The following is a 16,570-nucleotide window of genomic DNA, read 5'->3' as shown; positions in this document are numbered from 1 at the left end:
TGATAAACATCTCAAAATGATTACCATTTTCAACTTTATCATTCTTTATTTACATTTTCAGCCATTTCTTTTTGAGCATCTTCCAACGCTGATCATTAACGGCTTTCTGTTCTTCTTTTGTTATTTTTAATTCCAATTTTTTTGACTTACAAGCTTCATAAGCTTTAATAATATCAAAGAAGAATGCCAGAGATTTACTTTTCATTGCTTCTTTTGAGGAGGCTATATAAGCAAGAAATCTTTTTAATCCAAGGAAATAGAAGTAACGTCCATAATAATCTGCTGGTCTTATAGTATAATCGGCTCCTTTTACTTTAATCAACTTCACATGAAGCTCTGGTAAAACGACTTCTTTCCAACCTAGATGTTCAAGCAGTATGGAATCTATATTATCCCAACCTAAAGTTTCTCTTAAACCACCCATCTGAACGAAGCACTCTTTTCGATATGCCTTCATAGGACCTCGTACATGATGCTTATTGGAATTCCCTTCATATACCCAACTTTCGTCTTTTTCTACATATAATAACCCTCCTACCAATCCGTATTCTGAATTATTGATAAAAGCATTTTCTACGGTTTCAAGATAATTTTCGGGAAGAATAATATCTGCATCAAATTTACAAATAATATCAAATTCGTCTAAGGATTGTTTCTGTAAACCATTTTTAAAGGCATGAACAACTTTAGAACCCGGTTGATGTTCTGATTTTTCAAGATTAACAGTTTCAAAACGGGAATCATTCTCTGTATATTTCCTGATGACTTCAGGCGTACTGTCTGTGGAGCCGTCATTAACGACTACTACTTTAAAATCCTTACTGCTTTGCTGCTGTAGGGAATCCAGAGTGAATGAGAGGTTCTGCTCTTCGTTGTGGGCAGGAATAATGATTAAAAACCTCACGGAATATTTTATAAGTTGAGTAATACATGACAAGTGATGAATCCACCACTTGTCATATATTGTTTTATTTTATTTGTTGTGTGGCTTCAGCATGTTTTTCGGATCAAGGATTTCATCCAGTTTTTCCTGAGAAAGAATTCCTTTTTCCAACACAAGGTTATAAACGCTTTTTCCTGTCTCTAAAGCTTCTTTTGCAATCTCTGTAGATTGTTTGTAGCCAATATAAGGATTAAGTGCTGTTACAATACCGATGCTGTGTTTTACCATGTTCAGACATACTTCTTTGTTAGCAGTAATACCTACCACACATTTATCGTGAAGTGTATCCAATGCATTGCAAAGGAAGTTGATATTTTCCATGATCGCATGTGAAAGTACCGGTTCCATTACGTTAAGTTGCAATTGTCCAGCTTCTGCGGCAAATGTTACTGTAAGATCATTTCCAATTACCTTGTAGCAAACCTGATTTACCACTTCAGGAATAACAGGGTTTACTTTACCCGGCATAATGGATGATCCTGGCTGCATTGGAGGAAGATTGATTTCGAAAAGTCCTGCTCTAGGTCCTGATGAAAGTAATCTTAAATCATTACAGATTTTTGATAGTTTCACAGCAAGACGCTTCATGGCTGATGAATAGATTACATAAGAACCTGTATCTGGTGTGGCTTCTACTAAATCCGGTGCTGAAATAATTGGGAAACCTGTAATCTGAGCTAGATTTTTAGCACAAAGTGTAGCATATCCTACCGGAGCATTCAATCCTGTTCCGATAGCTGTAGCTCCCATATTTACTTCTACGAAAAGACTTGCGTTGTTATTAAGCTTTGAGATATCCTCTTCCAATGTTGCTGCAAATGCTTCAAATTCCTGACCTAATGTCATAGGAACAGCATCCTGAAGCTGCGTACGTCCCATTTTGATCACATCATGGAAGTCCTGTCCTTTTGCACGGAAAGCAGCAATGATTTTCTCAAGTTTTTCTACCAACCCGATATTCATGTGTAGCAACCCCATTTTAATCCCTGTAGGATATGCATCGTTAGTTGACTGAGACAGGTTAATATGGTCATTAGGTGAACAAAATTCATATTCGCCTTTGTTTTTACCTAATTTTTCCAATACAACATTCGCAATTACTTCATTCGCATTCATATTGATTGAAGTCCCTGCTCCACCCTGGATCATATCTACCGGAAACTGTTCGTGATATTTTCCTGCTACAATCTCATCACAAGCTTCTGCTATTTTGAAATATAGGTTTTCATCAAGAAGACCTAATTCATAATTCGTTTTTGCTGCAGCTTTTTTTACAAAAGCCAATCCTTTAATAAAATCCGGATATGAAGACAAAAGTTGTCCCGAAATTTTGAAGTTGTTGATAGCTCTTTGTGTCTGCACTCCATAATAAGCGTCTAAAGGCACATTCAATTCACCCAATAGATCACTCTCTTTTCTGAAATTTTCCATTACAGATATTTTACTGTTTTTGATCGTTTAAAGATAGCAAAAACGCATCTAACAGATGCGTTTTAACTCAAATTTATTTTATTGAATATTTTACATTCAAAGCTTGTAATATTGCGTAGGTTTCTGCATCCATAATTCCGTCAAAATTCTGGGGACGGAAATGATACTGGAAGGCTTCAATCGTCTTCTTAGTAGCATCATCCCATTTTCCGCTCAGCTCTATTCCATATCCAAATTTCTGCAAAGCTGTCTGAATAGAAAAAATGAATGTAGGATCAATGTATTTAGTAGCAAAATCAGCTTGTGCAATTTCCTGGTAGTTTGATTTCAGTCCTTCATCATACCACATTCCTATTTGATATTCATCGTATAGCTTTTTCCATGGAAACATTGGTCCCGGATCTTGTTTTCTTGTAGGAGCAATATCTGCGTGCCCCAATACATTGGTTGCAGGAATCTGATACCTAGTCACAATATCTTTTGCCAGTGCTGCTACTTTTCTTATCTGTGCATCACTGAAAGGAACAAAAACTCTTTTTCCTGTAGCATCAGTTGTAAAACCAGGGTTTACAATCTCAATGCCTATAGAAGTATCATTGATATTCTTATCTGCTTTCCATGCACTTACTCCGGCGTGATATGCTCTCTTGTTTTCATCTACCAGTTGATAGATTTCGTTATCTCCGGTATTGTTTACCAGATAATGAGCACTTACTCCCGGCTGGGTAAGAACAGTAATAGACTTGTCATCCGGAAGTACTGTATAATGTAATATCAGATAACGTTGTCTGAAATTCTGCGCCATGGCAGGAAAATAAGTTTTCACAACTTTATACCCAGCTGGTTTTGCGGATACGATAGAGCCATAACTAGCCGTATTATCATTTTTTGTTGGGTCCGCTATATTAGTAGTAAAAAAATCTACTCCATGATCGCTCACAACTTTTGGTTTTTGAACTTCTTGAGTTTGTGTCTTAACTACTGTTTTTGGCTGTACTACGGGAGTTTTCGGCTGGTAAGTATTTTTTTTAACATTTTTCTGAGAAGCACATGAAAAAACTAAAGTGCTTAATCCGATGATATATAATGTCTTACGCATCAGTTTGGTTTTTTATCAAATTATTACTTCAAAAATACACAAAAATTTCTTGAATTTTATTTGGTAAATAAAGAAATCTGTTCTATATTTGCACTCGCAATAACGGAACAACGATCATTAAAAAATAAACAAAAAGGAGGGTTGCCGGAGTGGTTAACGGAGCAGTTTGCTAAACTGTCGACGCGAAAGTGTCGCAAGGGTTCGAATCCCTTACCCTCCGCTCTCTTATATATTCGGGGCGTAGCGTAGTCCGGTCATCGCGCCTGGTTTGGGACCAGGAGGTCGCAGGTTCGAATCCTGCCGCCCCGACTTTTTTAATGCGCTTATTACTAAGCGAGAATCAACTTCTAAGGGTGCGTAGCTCAGCTGGATAGAGCATCTGCCTTCTAAGCAGACGGTCAAAGGTTCGAATCCTTTCGCGCTCACATAAACCTCATCATTTTTATGATGAGGTTTTTTGTTTTATATTAGTTGCATGTGTTATTGTTACATTCTTTATTCTGAGTCTTTAGACAAATACTATATCGGACATTCTTGTGAGGATCTACAAGAAAGACTTAGAAAACATCTTTCGAACCATAAAGGCTTTACTGCAAGAACTAAAGACTGGATCATTATTCACCATGAAACATTCGATTCAAAAAACAATGCATACAAAAGGGAAAAAGAAATAAAAGATTGGAAAAGTAAACTTAAAATACAAAAACTCATTAATAGCTCTGATCAGATAGAGCATCCCGATTTATAATCGGGACGGTCAAAGGTTCGAATCCTTTCGCGCTCACATAAACCTCATCATTTTTATGATGAGGTTTTTTGTTTTATATTAGTTGCATGTGTTATTGTTACATTCTTTATTCTGAGTCTTTAGACAAATACTATATCGGACATTCTTGTGAAGATCTACAAGAAAGACTTAGAAAACATCTTTCGAACCATAAAGGCTTTACTGCAAAAACTAAAAACTGGATCATTATTTACTATGAAAAATTCGATTCAAAAAACAATGCATACAAAAGGGAAAGAGAAATAAAAGCTTGGAAAAGCAAACTTAAAATACAAAAACTCATCAATAGCTCTGATCAGATAGAGCATCCCGATTTATAATCGGGACGGTCAAAGGTTCGAATCCTTTCGCGCTCACATAAACCTCATCATTATTATGATGAGGTTTTTTGTTTTATATATTTATATCATTACTACATTTTTTTAGAAATAACTGAGCTGCATTTAGCCACAAATTGTTCAAACTTATGATCTGTATTTCGCATAATAGGTCCATGACCAAAGCAGATCATGGCAGGGTTCAGTTTTGCTAACTTCTGGAGCGATTTGATATTGCGTTGCTGATCCGAGGTGAAAATATTTGGTGGAAGTCGCAAACCAGTTGCTGTTGTAAGCAGATTCATATTTGTTGCCACATCTCCGATGATCAATAAACCATCCCGCTCACGAAATAAAGAAATATGTCCTTTCGAATGCCCAGGCGTCTCTATTACCCGAAAGTTACCAATACTGTCATTCTCAACGATTGTCCGTTCTACTTTATGTCCCTGACCAGCCCAAAATTTTTGTTGAAGTTTTGCCACCCAATGCTGAGGTGTTGGATAATCATTCGTTACAAAACCTGTTTCAGTTCTATAAACCTCATCAGGATGACAAAGCAAAGGTATCTTAAACTCATCACATATCTTATCACTACACCCCTGATGATCCGCATGTGCGTGTGTAAGTATATGTTGATAAACAGGAAGCTTTTGGAGAGCTTTCTTTACAATGGAATATGAACTCCGTATCCCTGAATCTACCAATACACCTTCAATAATATAACAATTGATGCTGTTTCGTGGCATTAAGGAAATCTGGAACACTTCGGAAGCAATTTGATGTAGCATAATTTTTTTATGCAAATCTATAGTACTGATCAGTGCTTCATAAGGACATTTGTCCTATAATATATTAGACTTATGTATTTGTCCTTTCGCCCTGGTAAGTGATCGCTGCGTAATCCCTAGATAAGATGCCAAATCCTGTGTTGTTACACGCTGTACAAGCTTTTGTTCATTAGACAGAACATGAAGATACTTATCTACAGCTGATCTATTATTGTAATTCAATAAATACAGTTCTTTTTGACTATATTCCTGTTCCATCACTGATTTTATAACTTCATTCAATGCAGTAACCTGACCAAGCAGATGAATATAATCCGAATAGCTTATCCTATAAATTAAACAATCTTCTATAGCTCTTATACTTCTCTTGGATTTCTCCTGCGTCACAAACTCCAAAAAAGAAGCAGCAAATTCATTTTCAAACTTAAAGCAGGTTACATTTTCCCTTCCTTCTTTATCGATAGCATATGCTTTTACAGCACCACAAGCGATAAATCCAATATGACAACATGGCTCGTTCTCACGAACAAAAAAATCACCTTTCTTTAAGTGAATGGGGTTGAAAAATTGCGTAGAAAAGTTGATTTCCTCAGCTGACAATCCTCCTGTTGAGGAAAGGTAATTTTCAAATATGTCGGTCATTTTACAATCTTTTCATTCTCTTATTTCTGTTTAATTATCTATGAATCATACATCAGATCCATTATCCAAATCTAGCAATTATTATAGATCAAAAAAAAGATGCAGATACAACTTTTAAGTTTTCTTTTCCTCTGCCACCTCAACTATTAATTTCAATTTCAGCCTTTTTCTTTACAAATCTTTTTCCCAGACGTATGATATTTCTTATTAAATTTGATTTTCAAAAAACTTATACCCCATGGACAACAGTGTAATTTTTAATGCATGAAAAAATTACTTTACATTTTTATTACTTTGGTAATTTCAGCTCTGCTACTCAACAGAATTATTTATAGAGAGCTCCCTCAGAAAGAAACACAAAAAATTCTCTCAGAAACAAAACAATACATACGCCCCATCGAAAGTATTTCTATGGATTACGAGAACAATCGTGACCTGAAAGCACTTGATTCCATTCTAAAAGATAACAGAATTTTAATGCTGGGAGAAAATACCCATTACGATGGTTCTACTCTTCAGGCAAAAGGCAGATTGATACAATACCTTCATCAAAGCTTAGGGTACAATGTTATTCTTTATGAAGCCGGGCAATACGATTGCTGGATCATGAATGAGGAAATGAAAAATCGGACATTAAAAACACCATTGGACTCCATAGGCGGATTAGGGCTTTTCAATTTCTGGTGGAACAATAAAGAAACACAGCCTTTGATCAAATATTATCAAAAAAATAAAACATCTTCCTCTCCTATTGAACTTGGCGGATTTGACATTCAGTTTTCAGGAGAAACATTAACAGCAAAACGAAGTAAATTACTGAAAGAATTTTTCAACAAAAATAATATCACTATTAAGAACTTTCCTCTCTTCAGCAAATATATGAACGAACTTCCCAACTTCGTTTATAAGGGTTATGTTAATAGGCTTTTGAACGAAAAACAGAAAAAAGATTTACTCAAAGAAATCAGTCAATTTGAAGGTATTGTTTCACAATTAAAAAAGAATCCGGAAAATGATATCTATACAAAGTACTTTAATGATATTAGAAATAACTTCAATAAAGCATGGAAATACGAACCTGGATCTATGAAAAGTATGCATTTCAGGGATTCATTAATGGCTAAAAATCTGATTCGACAGATAGATTCTGTGTATCCCAAAGAAAAAATCATTGTATGGTGCGCTAATATTCACACGTTTTCCGCTCCATACAATAAAAACTATCGTCCATTGGGCTCATATATTAAAGAAAGATATGGAAAGACTTCCTACATGCTTGATTTTTCGTCCTATGCCAAATTAAGTCCATCCAAAAACCTTACCGATAAACCAGGAAAACTAGCTGTAGAAAATATTTTCCATGAAATGAAAACTCCTTACTTCATTATGGACCTTAGAAATATACCTACCAGTTCTTATTTAAAGAAAGAATTTATTTCTACCATCAATCAGGGAGCAGACCAAAATAAAATATGGAGCCATTTTATGGACGGGATATTTTTTATAGATACCAATACATATTTAACCCCAATCAAGAAATAATGGATAGTATTACGACTCAAAATCTTAGCTATACGATAGGTTCTAAAACTATTTTAAACAATATAAACCTTACTATTCCGGAAGGTAGCATTTATGGTTACCTGGGAAGAAACGGAGCTGGAAAATCTACTACAATCAAACTTCTTTTAGGACTTTTAGAAACGCATGGTGATAATATTTTTATTCAAAATAAAAGTTTAAAACAAAGTCGTACAGAAATCCTTGCTGTGACCGGAAATCTGATTGAGTCTCCTTGTTTTTATACGAAACTTACTGTTTTTGAGAATCTAAAATACCTTGACATTATCTACCACAAAGGCAATACAAGAATTGATGAAGTACTTGAACTTGTTGGCTTGGAAAATGAGAAGAAAAAGAAAGCGAGCGCTTTATCAATGGGTATGAAACAACGTCTCGGAATTGCCATGGCAATTTACAATGACCCACAGCTTTTGATTCTGGATGAACCTCTTAACGGGCTTGATCCGCAGGGTATTTTTGAGATGAGAAAGCTTTTCCAGCATTTGAACAGTGAGGGAAAGACTATTTTTCTATCAAGTCATATATTGAGTGAACTTGAAAAAATTGCTACCCATATCGGAATTATTGAAGAAGGAAGCATGATCTTCCAGGGAACTAAAAATGACCTTTTGAATAAAGTAGAAAAAAATGTTGTTCTGAAAGTAGATTGTGTAGAAAAAGCTATGATCATTTTACAAAACTCTTTTGCTCCTACTTTACATAATTCAAATAAAATATCAGTTAAAATCACGGATGACAAAGAATTTAATTCATTGCTAAAAAACCTGATCAGTAATGAAATTGAAATCTATGAAGTAGAATCTCAAAATACTAATCTTGAACAGATCTTTATTAATTTAATTTCTAAAAAAAATGTCTAATACCAATACATTTTATAAAGCATTTTCTTCCGAGCAATATAAGCTTTCGAAAAACAGAGAAATTTTCGGAGTGCTTCTCATTCCAATAGTTATCATTCTTGCAGTTAATATCTATATAATTTACGATGTATTAAAATCTGGTATTGATGTGGCAGAAGGAACAATGAATCCATGGAAAATGACACTGGGAAGAATTGTATTCATGTTTTTTTATCTCTTATACCCTATCCTTGTATCTCTTTTTGTACACGCATGTTGTGATGTAGAATATAGGAATAACAACTATAAAATCCTTTTCACTATTCCCGTTTCAAAGACTAAAATATTCTTTTCCAAGACCATATTCATTCTCATTACCGTTCTCTTTTCTATACTTCTGTCTTATGTTTTTTTTCTGTTAAGTGGATACCTTTTAAGTATTATTTTCCCAGAACTTGGTTTTCAGAATTATGATTTCAGGGAGGTTATATTTTATACATTTTTGAAGTTCGCCATTACTCTTTCTGCAATTTCTATGGTACAACTTACTTTAAGTCTGATCTTCAAAAACTTCATTTATCCAATAGGAATCAGTATGTTTATGCTCATATTTTCAGTTATTGTTTATCAGAAAGATTTCTCTGATTTTCTGATTTATACAGGTGGCTACAAGTCTTATATTAATATCATGAATGAAAATATTACTTTTGAAAGGCTTGACTACTGTAATATTGCAGCGATTTTCATTTTTACAGGCATTAACTTCTTTCTGTTTACCAAAAAGAAAAGTATTTAAGACAATTCAATTATAATCCCAGGAATAGAGCACAATATTTTATATATTTACTAATACTAAAAACAAATACCATGAAAACATTTAAAAAACAAAACAAAGCTCTTCAAAGGAATGACATGAAAAGTATTTTAGCAGGAGGTATACCTCCTGGATGCGATCAATCTGAATGCAACAGTTACTGTATTTCTATTGGCTTAGAACGCGGCATGTGTGACACTGCACGCCAATGCATATGCGGTCCTTTCGTCATCAATCAATAAAATACCTAAAAACATCAACAATAAAAACCCTTACAATTCACATTGTAAGGGTTTTGTTTTATACAGCTTTATTAGTTTTTGTTTGGGCTTTAGAAGCTTCTATTTTTTTATTTTTCGATTGTTCCCGTTTCATTTTCCTATAATCCCATGGAGCCATAGCATGAACATCCTGCCAAAGACCAATCTTATTCTGTTGGGCTTTCTCCTGTAACTTACCTAAAGAATTATCCTTTGAGTACGAAAAGTACCACCATCCCATTCCTGCCTTTATCAGCTCTTTAGATAAGTATTTGTCTTTATCATAATATACTTTGGCAATGGAACGCCCATATCGATCTGTACTGGTTTCAGTAAACTTAACCGTTTTTCCGAATACCTGCCCAGAGGTGAATTGTTTGGCATTTTTACCGAACGCCTGACCGTTTTCCGGACAATCAACGTCTGCCAATCTAAGTTTCTTCTGTTTATTACCTTTTAAAAGTATTGTAATTGTATCTCCATCTGATACTTTGATTACTTTTCCGCTTGTCTGGGAAAATAGAATTGCTGGGAAAAGCAAGCTCATCAACATTAATCGTTTCATTTGGCAAATATAGGGATTGATCGAGAAGGAAAAATGAAGAATAATAAGAAAGCTTGATTTTATTGAAATTTAGAATTAAAGACTGACAAGTACTCTAATCAGCGCTAATGACAGAAAAAAAATCATTTTTTCCCGAACAACCTAAATCCATGGTTATTAATCAAGTAAAGTTATCAAAAAAAAAATGCAGAGATTTAATTAAAAATTATCTTAAAATTTATTTTTTTATTTGAAAAAGTATTGTACCTTTGCAACCGCAAAAACGAATAAAATTCGTTACTGATGACGATCAATCGGGGCGTAGCGTAGTCCGGTCATCGCGCCTGGTTTGGGACCAGGAGGTCGCAGGTTCGAATCCTGCCGCCCCGACAGTTTTTAATAGTTTTCTCAAAAACTATTTAATGGGTGCGTAGCTCAGCTGGATAGAGCATCTGCCTTCTAAGCAGACGGTCAAAGGTTCGAATCCTTTCGCGCTCACAGAATAATTTACATTTTTTTTGTAAATTTATTTAGATTTTTGAAAGCATTTATTGCTTTGTAAAATTGACAGAATGAAGTAAAATTCATTTAAGATGACCTTATCGGGGCGTAGCGTAGTCCGGTCATCGCGCCTGGTTTGGGACCAGGAGGTCGCAGGTTCGAATCCTGCCGCCCCGACAGTTTTTAATAGTTTTCTCAAAAACTATTTAATGGGTGCGTAGCTCAGCTGGATAGAGCATCTGCCTTCTAAGCAGACGGTCAAAGGTTCGAATCCTTTCGCGCTCACTTTAGGCTCACAGTTTTTGTGAGTCTTTTTTGTTTTTATAATCATATAGAAAAAATTTGCGAAGCTCAAACAATAGAGCATTCCGATTACTAATCGGAACGGTCAAAGTCTCGAATCCTTTCGCGCTCACTTTAGACTCACAGTTTTTGTGAGTCTTTTTTGTTTTTTATAATTATATAGAAAAATTTGCGAAGCTCAAACAATAGAGCATTCCGATTACTAATCGGAACGGTCAAAGTCTCGAATCCTTTCGCGCTCACTTTAGACTCACAGTTTTTGTGAGTCTTTTTTGTTTTTTATAATTATATAGAAAAATTTGCGAAGCTCAAACAATAGAGCATTCCGATTACTAATCGGAACGGTCAAAGTCTCGAATCCTTTCGCGCTCACTTTAGACTCACAGTTTTTGTGAGTCTTTTTTGTTTTTTATAATTATATAGAAAAATTTGCGAAGCTAAAACAATAGAGCATTCCGATTACTAATCGGAACGGTTAAAGTCTCGAATCCTTTCGCGCTCACTTTAGACTCACAGTTTTTGTGAGTCTTTTTTGTTTTTTATAATTATATAGAAAAAATTTGCGAAGCTCAAACAATAGAGCATTCCGATTACTAATCGGAACGGTCAAAGTCTCGAATCCTTTCGCGCTCACTTTAGACTCACAGTTTTTGTGAGTCTTTTTTGTTTTTTATAATTATATAGAAAAATTTGCGAAGCTCAAACAATAGAGCATTCCGATTACTAATCGGAACGGTCAAAGGTTCGAATCCTTTCGCGCTCACTTTAGACTCACAGTTTTTGTGAGTCTTTTTTGTTTTTAATAACCATATAGAAAAATTTGCGAAGCTAAAACCATAGAGCATTCCGATTACAAATCGGAACGATCAAAGGTTCGAATCCTTTCGCGCTCACTTTATAAAAAGTCTCTGTATCAGAGACTTTTTTCATTTCCAACAACACATTTTCAAGATACATATTATAGACAATTTAACAATAATCTGCAAAATGTCTGAAAACCTATATTGATTATTCAAACATTTTTACTGATTATGTATGGAGTATAAACATAGAAAATTATTGTAATTTTGTATCTCCTATTTTAAATTCAATGAAAAATTTCAAACTCATTATCGCAAGCGCTTTATTCGCTTCGGTTATATCGTGTCAGACAGCAACTCAGGTTTCTAAAAATGCTACTCAAAATACTCCTTATGAAAATCTTGGGCGTGATGGGAAATTATATGCTGCATTTTATCAGCAACGAGCTGCGGAATATGAAGCATTATGTCTACAGGCATATAATATTGGGAAACTTCGTTTGGATGAAGCTTTAGCACAGAAATCTGAAAAACCTTTGGCTATTGTATCCGATATTGATGAAACTTTTTTAGATAATTCCTATTATGCTGTAGAGCGTTCTAAAATGGGAAAGGATTATGATCAGAAAACATGGGAAGAATGGACTTCAAAAGGAATTGCAAAACCACTTACCGGTTCTCAGGAATTTTATCAATATGCAGCCAGTAAAGGAATACAGGTCTTTTATGTTACGAATCGTGTAGAGCAAGAGCGTGAAGGAACATTAAAAAACTTAAAAAAGTATAATTTTCCTATCCAAAATGATTCCAATCTGATTCTTCGTTCAAAAGAAAGCAGTAAGGAAACAAGAAGAAAAGATATTGCAAAAAATTACAATATCGTTTTATTATTGGGAGATAACCTTGCGGACTTTTCAGCCATATTTGATAAGAAATCTGAGGCTGAACGTTCAAATGCAGTGAAAAATTCAGCGGAAGATTTTGGTAAAAAATTCATTATTATTCCGAACGTGGGATATGGAGACTGGGAGGCTTCATTCTATAATTATAAATACGATTATACTAAACAACAGAAAGATTCAATGATGTATAATGCTGTTAAAGCTAATCCTTAATATAAATCATGAGTAGAAGATGTCTGAACAGGTAATATAGCTGTTCAGACATTTTTATTTAAACGTATTGATTTTTTAATCAAAACGGTTCCATTTCACGCTATCCTGCCAGTTAATAATATCAATAGAGTCATCTGCTTCCAGAAAGTGGTTTCCGTCTTCTAAGGCATCTTCATGGAGGTGATACAGCCCCTGTTCCAGGTCTTTGGTAAACTGACAAACAAGATCACGAACGGAATTTGCTACCAATATTCCTGCTTCATATTCATCATCAATAAAAATAACCTGTCCATACGTTCCTTCATTATTTGGATCAAGATCGAGATATAACCCTGTATGCGCTCCATCAAAAGCAAATCTTATCCAATAGGGGTTATTGATATTCTCTGGCTTAATTTCTTTATCCCATTTTTTTAAAGCTATTCTCTCCTCACTTCTTCCTTCGTGATTCTGCAGAACCTCATCCATTGAATAAAAGCTCATCCCATAAAACAGACTTCCTACATTTTCATCATCATTCATTCCGTTATGCCATAAGTAAAGGTGTTTAAAATCATCAGGTAAATTCTTTTCAATAAGTTTAAAAAACGTTTCCCATTGCCTTTCTGCTATTGGAGCCTGTAAGGAATTCTTTACAATTTTTGGAGCATTTTCGTTGAGCCATTTCTCGATAGTTCTAAAATTTTCTTCCATGATTGATATTTTAATTTCTAAAATAATCAATTGATTTTAAAGCTAATAAATAAAATTCATAAAACTTTAATGCTTCTAAAAGCAATCTGCCTTACATCAATCTTTGTTCTACATACGTTTCATCGCATTAAAAATCCGTTTCACAGGTTCATTTTGCAGGATCAACTTAAGTTTTATCGGAGGGAATGGCTTTTCCTACTACATTTACAACGGTAAACCTTAACAGGAAGCCTGAAAAGTTAGTTTAATTTATGATTTTAAGGAAACATTGATTAAGGATCAATAAAAATCTTTTTGTGCAACTTTATATTCCTTGTAGCCATTTATGGCTAAAACTATACACTTAATCATGTTTGGGTAGGATTGGTATTAACCAGTCCTATTTTTATTTTCATTAAAAGAAAAGCCCTTACATGGTGTAAAGGCTATTTATGATTAGAATTTAAACTCTTCTATCGTTGTATCATTTAATAATATTTTTGTACAGATTTCATGATTTTTTCTGGCTCCCTGTACTCTCCAGATGATGGTATATTTTTCTCCATTTCTAGCTTGTTTTCCTCTGATTGATTTCAAACCGTATTCTTTAAAAAGGCTTTCATATTTTTCCACTACTCCATCTTCATAAGGAAGAGTGATCTGGTAGGTGTACCTTGTGCTTATCCTATCAATAATATCCTGAATGTATTTGAACATGATAAGCAAGAGAAATACAACTACTGAACCTATGGTAGCCTCCTGATAATATCCGGCTCCAATCGTCATTCCCAATGCAGCACAGATCCAAATGGTAACGGCTGTTGTAAGCCCGGAAACTCTGTTATCTTCTTTAAAGATTACTCCTGCTCCTACAAAACCTATTCCTGTAATAATATTGGCAGCAATACGATCCGGACTTCCGGTTTCTCCCAAATTCATGGAAAGCATTGTAAAAATACAGGCTCCTAAGGTTACTAATATCATGGTACGAAGCCCCGCAGACTTTAATTGATATTCTCTTTCAATTCCAATGATACCACCTACGAAAACTGAAAACAGAATAGGAAGTAAATCTTCAAATAGATTCATTTATTGATTTTTTTCTTTTTTAAATGTATTTGATTTTTTTTAATTGGGAAAGGCTTCATTTTTAAAAAGCAAAAAACCGTTGTAAGGTTACAACGGTTTGATATTTTTTGATGAAAACAGTCTTATTTTAATTTATAAGAACTTCCATTCCAAAGATAGGTTTTCGAAAAGTGTTTTTTCTTTTCTCTTTCTTTTTCATCTACCTCCATGTCTTCTACTTTAAGAATAAATGTATTGGCAACTCCTCCTTTATCATTAGGAAAAACATATTCTTCGCTATGGTAATAAGCTCCGGCATCTCCTACGTTCATCAACTGAGGAAGGGCAACTAATTTTTTATCTCTAAAAAGAACATACTGATCATAAGTTGCGATTCCACAAGCTTCACCGGACACCATTGCTTTTAATGTAAGCTCTACATTTTCTAATTTATGATTACTTTCAATATTAAATGATGCAAAACTCAACTCCTCTCCTTTTCCTGTATCAAAATATACCTCATCAATCAATATACTTCCTTCCATCACTTTGATTCCGGCAATATTCTGTTTTTCAATTTCGTTCAGTGGTTTGGTTTTCTTATCAATGGTTTTTGATAATCCAAAAAGGAAGTCATAACCATTTTTATTTCGAAAACCAACACACAGATTACCTCCCCAAATATAACCTTCAGACATTACATCTCCTTTCTGATAAGAAACTTTATACCAATTGGCTTTTCTTTCTCCCAGCTGCAATACCGGAACAGTTTCTTCTTTTTGAAGGATCATCACCTGCTGATTAGACTGCAATGAGTCTATGATCTGAGCATTTACTCCCGGTTCTTTCCTTATCCTTGTCCAGTCTGTAAAGATCTTCTGGCTTTTATTTTCTGTGAAATTAAAAACTCCGTCTGCATATACTTCATTTTCCTGTGCTGTCAATAATTGCAGCGTCAGTAATAATAAAGCCGTCAATAAGGTTTTCATATTTGTATTTAGTTTTTTTATTTTTCAAGCAACAGGCTTACCCATTCTTCTCTCTGCAATTGCTTCTTCAATGTAAGTCCACTTTCTTTGCATACTTCCAGAATATCATCTACATCAAAGAAACAAAGTCCTGAAAGCAATAATTTTCCACCTTCGTTTAGTACTGAAACATAAGTAGGGATATCTGAGATCAGGATATTTCTGTTGATATTTGCTAAAATAATATCGTAGTTTTCATTTCCTAAGTTGTCTGCTGTTCCTTGTTCAATATCAAGTTCAACATTATTTCTTACTGCATTTTCTTTTGAGTTTTCTACAGACCATTCATCGATATCGATTGCTTTGGTATCTCCGGCACCCTGTTGTTTTGCATAGATTGCCAATACCGAAGTTCCGCATCCCATGTCTAAGACTTTCTTTCCATTGAAGTCAATATCCATTATCTGCTGGATCATCAGGTGAGTTGTCGGGTGATGCCCTGTTCCGAATGACATTTTAGGCTGAATAATAATTTCATGCATTCCAGGTACCGATTCGTGGAATTCTGCTCTGATCAATACTTTATCATCAATATTAATAGGTGAAAAGTTCTTTTCCCACTCTTCATTCCAGTTGATGTTCGGCATTTCTTCAAAAGAATACTCGATTTTTACGTTTTCATTTTCAAAGATCGGAAGTGCCTTAAGCTGATCTTCATTAAATAAATCAGTCTGAATATATCCTAAAATTCCGTGAATTTCTTCTGTAAAGCTGTCAAAACCTATCTCGATAAGTTCTGCCATTAATATCTCGTTCCAAGGTTGCAATGGAGTAATCTTGAAATTGAATTCTAAATAATTTTGCATATGAATAATTTGTTGCAAAAATACTAATGTTATTACGGTTAAAAAAATGGAATGGATAAGTTTTGGGTAACGCTGGTGGATTTTATATTTTGTTGGATGGATAAAGCCGATTTCTATTGAATTTTTATCTCTCGCAAATTGTGCTGATGACGCAGTTTTTTTTAGGTTTTGGCTAAAGCCATTGGAAATAAATATTATAAATAAAGCGGGCTAAAGCCCGCTTCTA

The 16,570-nt window shown here is 34.4% G+C and carries 16 protein-coding genes and 7 tRNA genes; 13 read left to right on the top strand and 10 right to left on the bottom strand.

Annotated features, from left to right (window positions below):
- Positions 1–49: 49 nt before the first annotated feature.
- The 3 genes from BBI01_RS04675 to BBI01_RS04665 form a co-directional block, all read right to left on the bottom strand.
- A complete protein-coding gene (locus BBI01_RS04675; RefSeq protein WP_065393528.1) occupies positions 50–904 on the bottom strand; it encodes a glycosyltransferase family 2 protein in 855 nt (284 codons plus the stop codon).
- Positions 905–973: 69 nt separating this feature from the next.
- Positions 974–2,374 (bottom strand): aspartate ammonia-lyase, encoded by a 1,401-nt coding sequence (gene aspA / locus BBI01_RS04670; RefSeq protein WP_065393527.1) that lies wholly within the window; start codon positions 2,372–2,374, stop codon positions 974–976.
- A 73-nt stretch (positions 2,375–2,447) separates the two neighbouring features.
- Complete coding sequence (locus BBI01_RS04665) at positions 2,448–3,473, bottom strand: N-acetylmuramoyl-L-alanine amidase (protein ID WP_065393526.1); 1,026 nt, start codon at positions 3,471–3,473, stop codon at positions 2,448–2,450.
- A 135-nt stretch (positions 3,474–3,608) separates the two neighbouring features.
- On the opposite strand from BBI01_RS04665, the gene BBI01_RS04660 reads away from it, so the two are divergent.
- From BBI01_RS04660 to BBI01_RS04640, 5 genes are all read left to right on the top strand, one after another.
- A tRNA-Ser gene (locus BBI01_RS04660) sits at positions 3,609–3,693 on the top strand.
- Positions 3,694–3,707: 14 nt separating this feature from the next.
- A tRNA-Pro gene (locus BBI01_RS04655) sits at positions 3,708–3,782 on the top strand.
- Between the two features lie 42 nt (positions 3,783–3,824).
- Positions 3,825–3,898: transfer RNA gene (locus BBI01_RS04650), tRNA-Arg, on the top strand.
- Positions 3,899–3,948: 50 nt separating this feature from the next.
- A complete protein-coding gene (locus BBI01_RS04645; RefSeq protein ID WP_065393525.1) occupies positions 3,949–4,221 on the top strand; it encodes a GIY-YIG nuclease family protein in 273 nt (90 codons plus the stop codon).
- Positions 4,222–4,307: 86 nt separating this feature from the next.
- Positions 4,308–4,580 (top strand): GIY-YIG nuclease family protein, encoded by a 273-nt coding sequence (locus BBI01_RS04640; RefSeq protein WP_065393524.1) that lies wholly within the window; start codon positions 4,308–4,310, stop codon positions 4,578–4,580.
- Positions 4,581–4,672: 92 nt separating this feature from the next.
- Here the strand turns inward: BBI01_RS04640 and BBI01_RS04635 are convergent, their stop codons facing one another.
- Together BBI01_RS04635 and BBI01_RS04630 are read right to left on the bottom strand one after the other, a co-directional pair.
- Positions 4,673–5,368: an MBL fold metallo-hydrolase gene (locus tag BBI01_RS04635; RefSeq protein ID WP_065393523.1), complete on the bottom strand. Its 696-nt coding sequence runs from the start codon at positions 5,366–5,368 to the stop codon at positions 4,673–4,675.
- A 54-nt stretch (positions 5,369–5,422) separates the two neighbouring features.
- Complete coding sequence (locus BBI01_RS04630; protein WP_065393522.1) at positions 5,423–6,010, bottom strand: Crp/Fnr family transcriptional regulator; 588 nt, start codon at positions 6,008–6,010, stop codon at positions 5,423–5,425.
- A gap of 264 nt (positions 6,011–6,274) precedes the next feature.
- Here BBI01_RS04630 and BBI01_RS04625 point away from each other — a divergent pair, with 264 nt between their 5' ends.
- The 3 genes from BBI01_RS04625 to BBI01_RS04615 are packed head-to-tail and all read left to right on the top strand — an operon-like array spanning position 6,275 to position 9,229.
- Positions 6,275–7,552: an erythromycin esterase family protein gene (locus BBI01_RS04625; protein ID WP_065393521.1), complete on the top strand. Its 1,278-nt coding sequence runs from the start codon at positions 6,275–6,277 to the stop codon at positions 7,550–7,552.
- Positions 7,552–8,454 carry an ABC transporter ATP-binding protein gene (locus BBI01_RS04620; RefSeq protein ID WP_065393520.1) on the top strand — a complete coding sequence of 301 codons (903 nt, stop codon included), beginning with the start codon at positions 7,552–7,554 and terminating at the stop codon, positions 8,452–8,454. The genes BBI01_RS04625 and BBI01_RS04620 overlap by 1 nt, the downstream gene beginning before the upstream one ends.
- Complete coding sequence (locus BBI01_RS04615; protein WP_065393519.1) at positions 8,447–9,229, top strand: ABC transporter permease; 783 nt, start codon at positions 8,447–8,449, stop codon at positions 9,227–9,229. Before BBI01_RS04620 ends, BBI01_RS04615 begins: the two co-directional genes overlap by 8 nt.
- Positions 9,230–9,547: 318 nt before the next feature.
- Here BBI01_RS04615 and BBI01_RS04610 read toward each other — a convergent pair whose 3' ends face one another.
- Positions 9,548–10,072, bottom strand: coding sequence for a thermonuclease family protein (locus BBI01_RS04610; RefSeq protein WP_065393518.1), 525 nt, complete (start codon positions 10,070–10,072; stop codon positions 9,548–9,550).
- 294 nt (positions 10,073–10,366) lie between these two features.
- On the opposite strand from BBI01_RS04610, the gene BBI01_RS04605 reads away from it, so the two are divergent.
- The 5 genes from BBI01_RS04605 (at position 10,367) to BBI01_RS04580 (ending at position 12,770) form a co-directional block, all read left to right on the top strand.
- A tRNA-Pro gene (locus BBI01_RS04605) sits at positions 10,367–10,441 on the top strand.
- A gap of 34 nt (positions 10,442–10,475) precedes the next feature.
- A tRNA-Arg gene (locus BBI01_RS04600) sits at positions 10,476–10,549 on the top strand.
- 105 nt (positions 10,550–10,654) lie between these two features.
- Positions 10,655–10,729: transfer RNA gene (locus BBI01_RS04595), tRNA-Pro, on the top strand.
- Positions 10,730–10,763: 34 nt separating this feature from the next.
- A tRNA-Arg gene (locus BBI01_RS04590) sits at positions 10,764–10,837 on the top strand.
- 1,108 nt (positions 10,838–11,945) lie between these two features.
- Positions 11,946–12,770: a 5'-nucleotidase, lipoprotein e(P4) family gene (locus tag BBI01_RS04580; protein WP_065393516.1), complete on the top strand. Its 825-nt coding sequence runs from the start codon at positions 11,946–11,948 to the stop codon at positions 12,768–12,770.
- A 75-nt stretch (positions 12,771–12,845) separates the two neighbouring features.
- On the opposite strand, the gene BBI01_RS04575 is transcribed toward BBI01_RS04580, so the two are convergent.
- The 4 genes from BBI01_RS04575 to prmA all read right to left on the bottom strand — a co-directional run bounded on the left by BBI01_RS04575 (position 12,846) and on the right by prmA (position 16,344).
- Complete coding sequence (locus BBI01_RS04575; protein WP_083190014.1) at positions 12,846–13,463, bottom strand: SMI1/KNR4 family protein; 618 nt, start codon at positions 13,461–13,463, stop codon at positions 12,846–12,848.
- A 435-nt stretch (positions 13,464–13,898) separates the two neighbouring features.
- Positions 13,899–14,531 carry an MgtC/SapB family protein gene (locus BBI01_RS04570; RefSeq protein ID WP_065393515.1) on the bottom strand — a complete coding sequence of 211 codons (633 nt, stop codon included), beginning with the start codon at positions 14,529–14,531 and terminating at the stop codon, positions 13,899–13,901.
- A 122-nt stretch (positions 14,532–14,653) separates the two neighbouring features.
- On the bottom strand, positions 14,654–15,499 hold the full coding sequence (locus BBI01_RS04565) for an SH3 domain-containing protein (protein ID WP_065393514.1): 846 nt from the start codon (positions 15,497–15,499) through the stop codon (positions 14,654–14,656).
- Between the two features lie 17 nt (positions 15,500–15,516).
- The gene (gene prmA, locus BBI01_RS04560) at positions 15,517–16,344 is read right to left on the bottom strand and encodes a 50S ribosomal protein L11 methyltransferase (protein WP_065393513.1); all 828 of its coding nucleotides are present in this window, start codon (positions 16,342–16,344) and stop codon (positions 15,517–15,519) included.
- Positions 16,345–16,570 lie beyond the last annotated feature (226 nt).

It is taken from the genome of Chryseobacterium artocarpi, from assembly GCF_001684975.1.
Taxonomy (GTDB): domain Bacteria; phylum Bacteroidota; class Bacteroidia; order Flavobacteriales; family Weeksellaceae; genus Chryseobacterium; species Chryseobacterium artocarpi.
This window is presented reverse-complemented; position numbering and strand designations above follow the sequence as displayed.